We start from the raw sequence: 3,355 nt of genomic DNA, 5'->3' as shown, positions 1-3,355 counted from the left end.
TAAAGTTATTTTTTTAATGCTTATTGGTCACGATCATGCGGATTGCTAATTAACGCTTTCAACTGATCAGACATTTTGAAGTCCAGATTGATATTTTTTGGTGGAATTGGCTGCTGGAACCATTTTTCGTACATCTTGTTAATTTCACCAGAGCTGTATGTGGCTTTAATGGCATCATCCACCACCTGTTTAAAGCCGGTATCACCTTTACGCAGCATACAGCCATAAATTTCGTGAATTGGCGCAGTTCCGACAATTACCCATTTATTCGGATCGGCGGCTTTGGATTTTTCACCGGCAAGCAGGATGTCATCCATCATAAAGGCAGCGGCACGACCGTTTTGCAGCATCAGGAAAGATTCCGCATGGTCTTTGGCAGAAATGATTTCACCAATACCCCATTCTTGCTGATGCTGACGGATATAACGCTCCGAAGTGGTACCCGCCGTAGTCACCAGTTTTTTACCTTTTAAGTCGGCAAAATCTTTGATGCCGGAATCTTTAGCGGTAAGCAGGCGAGAACCTACTTCAAAGAAACCGACCGAGAAATCGACCTGTTGCTGGCGTTCTTTGTTGTTGGTGGTCGAACCACATTCCAGGTCTACCGTACCGTTTGACACCAGAGGAATACGGTTTTGACTGGTCACCAGGTTATAACGAATTTTTAAATCCGGCATATTCAGTTTCTGCTTCACCGCATCTACAACTTTTAACTCTAAATCGTGTGCATAACCGACCGGCTGATTCGGGTTGTCGGCAATATAGGAGAAAGGAATAGAGGAGTCACGATATCCAAGAACAATCGTGCCTGATTTTTTAATCTTGTCGAGTGTACCTGACGCGCTTGCATCATTTGTACCAGCGGCTTTTTCACCGGAAGCTGGAGCTTTATTGTCACTACAAGCACTCAGGCCAAGCATGAGCGCGCTTGCACAAAGTAGGGAAGTAATACTGCGTTTATGTGTCATGTATAAAACTCCTTTTTATATCATTATCATCAAGTGCTAAGTTGCCTGTAAAAGCGACTCATTTCTTATGCAAAAGATGTTTTCTTTACTGTATATAAATACATCAGATTTCATCTTAAGCGAGTTATGAAGGATTGCTCAAGCAAATTTTTTTACGGTTTTGTTACTAATAAATGATTATGAAATAACTATTTTTTTGCTGTGAGCTGTTATTAGAAAGCACAGTTTATTCCAAAACTTTTTTTCAAGGAGACGAGGTGGACTAAAGTCTAATAAAGCCGCATTACCAAGACTTCGAAGTAAGTAATGATCTCTATTTTTAACCCTTAACCAATGCGGGTAGTGTTGATGGCTACGGTCCAGTCGCAGTCGTCACAGCGCTCACATTGCTGTTTGGCATGAGAAAGCGTTCGAGTATTGCCACAATAAATACAGGCATAAAGCACATCGGGTTGAACCTCTGTGACGATATGACAGGCTTTGGGAAATAGCGGCAAACCGTATTTCACCTGATTATTCGGATAAAACAAGATACTGAAAGTTCCATCTGTTTCCAGTAAAGCGGTTCTGATTTGCCCCAGATGTTCAGTATTTTGCTGGCGCATTTCGGCAAAGAATTCATCATGTGACATGGAACCTTTTTTGATTTTATCCAGTACCAGTTCGCCTTCTTCTACAATATACAGTGCCTTACCTTCAAGTAAGTCTTCAAACCATTGATATTTCATCATTAGCCAGGTAGTGAGGCGATACATGACCGTAATCACGGACATGACAATCACGGCCTGAATCAGCGGAATATCGTCAGTAAACATCGGGTCACCGGCAATCGACCCCAAGGCCAGAATAATCGCGACTTCAAAGATCGAGAGCTGACGTACACCGCGTTTTCCCGTCAGACGCAAAAACAGGATAATCATTAAATACATAATGACACAGCGAATCAGAATTTCACCGGCAAGGGCCAAGCTGGTGTCATAGATAAAAATATCCGATAAATCCATTTAGTTTCCTTTTCTCTTTGTTATTAAGGAATTTAGCAAGTTTTAGCAAAATAGAGCTGTAGAGTTGTGTAGCAATTTATATGCGGGATGATGACAAGTTAAACTACAGAAAAATAAAAAGTTAAATTAAAAAGATCAATTCAGAATTTTATCTAAACTTGCTGCCGGTTTGAACGTGAAATTGACCACTAATGTTATAGGTACAGTGGCTGCTTTAGCTCAATAGATCTGAAGTGTTATTGACCAAGAAAAACGCTTACCGAGAGACATAAAGTCTTGGATAGAAATCAGCTATAATTTTTCTTTTGTCTTTTTTCTACTATGTCTTTCGATTTGAAAACTACTGTTCAGCCCGATGCCGAGCTTTCGCCGCAGCAAAAAAAGCTGAACCGTCTGATTGATAAAATTGAACAGCAGCAGCTTGAACTGAAGCAGTGGCAGCAGGCGCAGGAAGAAATTCAGCAATATACCCGTCAGACCTTGATGCCGGTCTATCATGAATTACATGCGGTGTTGTTTCAGCAACTGGAACAATTATGGAAGCATTTGCATGAGGCAGCGTTTTCCAAGGCAGAGGCGACCCAGCTGGATGTCAAAATCCAGTATCTTGCAGCTTACTTAAAAGACTCTCAATCTTTATCAGGGCAACAGGCCCAGATCGTGGATGAGATTTACAATTACTATCAACAGCATATTGAATACACTCAAGCCAGAAAAAATAAAAAGCAAAGCGCAGAGGATATAGATTTATTTTTTGATGAAGAAAATAATTCAGATCAGATGGCCTCTGACGATTTTGAAGAGTGGGATAGCGAAAAGTATAGTCAGGCACGCGAGCAAGCCAAGCTTAAACGCCAGCAGGAAAAACTGGAGCAAGCGTCAAAGCTGGCCGAGCAGTCGTTGAAAACCATGTACTTAAAAATTGCTGCGACCATTCATCCTGACCGTGAACCGGATGAAACCAAGAAAGTTGAAAAGACCGAGTTATTGCAACGGGCGAATGAGGCCTATGCAGCGCAGGATTTATTTTATCTGCTGAAACTGCAAATCCAGATTGAGCAGAATCGGGGCGCTTCACAAAAAAGTTTAAGTACTGAGCAGATGAAGTTTTATCAACTGGCTTTAGATCTACAAAGTCAAAAATTAGATGAGCAGATAGAAGAAATTATTCAATTGCTGAACTGGAATAGAAAAACATGGACAGGCAAGGTCAAAATTACAGATTTATATAAGCAGGTGGATGCTGATACTTCAGCGATGAAAAAGCAACTAAAAGGTGAAAAGGAACGCTTGAAGTATATGAGAAAGGTGAGTGTGGTGGAGATGTTGATGGAGAATGGGTTTTTGTAATTTAAAAAAATCACCTCTCCCTGACCCTCTCCT

At 41.0% G+C, this 3,355-nt stretch carries 3 protein-coding genes; 1 reads left to right on the top strand and 2 read right to left on the bottom strand.

What is annotated here, in order from left to right; translation table 11 throughout:
* Positions 1–20: 20 nt before the first annotated feature.
* Together B2Y23_RS09625 and B2Y23_RS09620 are read right to left on the bottom strand one after the other, a co-directional pair.
* The gene (locus tag B2Y23_RS09625) at positions 21–968 is read right to left on the bottom strand and encodes a transporter substrate-binding domain-containing protein (protein WP_291352768.1); all 948 of its coding nucleotides are present in this window, start codon (positions 966–968) and stop codon (positions 21–23) included.
* 326 nt (positions 969–1,294) lie between these two features.
* Positions 1,295–1,972 (bottom strand): DUF421 domain-containing protein, encoded by a 678-nt coding sequence (locus tag B2Y23_RS09620; RefSeq protein ID WP_291352766.1) that lies wholly within the window; start codon positions 1,970–1,972, stop codon positions 1,295–1,297.
* Positions 1,973–2,293: 321 nt separating this feature from the next.
* Between B2Y23_RS09620 and B2Y23_RS09615 the strand changes: the two genes are divergently transcribed.
* Positions 2,294–3,322 (top strand): molecular chaperone DnaJ, encoded by a 1,029-nt coding sequence (locus B2Y23_RS09615; protein ID WP_291370491.1) that lies wholly within the window; start codon positions 2,294–2,296, stop codon positions 3,320–3,322.
* Positions 3,323–3,355: the final 33 nt, after the last annotated feature.

Source organism: Acinetobacter sp. UBA5934 (assembly GCF_002430855.1).
Classification (GTDB): domain Bacteria; phylum Pseudomonadota; class Gammaproteobacteria; order Pseudomonadales; family Moraxellaceae; genus Acinetobacter.
Note: the sequence above shows the minus strand (reverse complement) of the source record. Positions and strands in the feature narration are given on the sequence as shown.

What these genes read in the sequence shown, in the direction of transcription:
- B2Y23_RS09625 (WP_291352768.1), bottom strand. Translation starts at nt 968, where the DNA reads ATGACACATAAACGCAGTATTACTTCCCTACTTTGTGCAAGCGCGCTC.
- B2Y23_RS09620 (WP_291352766.1), bottom strand. Translation starts at nt 1,972, where the DNA reads ATGGATTTATCGGATATTTTTATCTATGACACCAGCTTGGCCCTTGCC.
- B2Y23_RS09615 (WP_291370491.1), top strand. Translation starts at nt 2,294, where the DNA reads ATGTCTTTCGATTTGAAAACTACTGTTCAGCCCGATGCCGAGCTTTCG.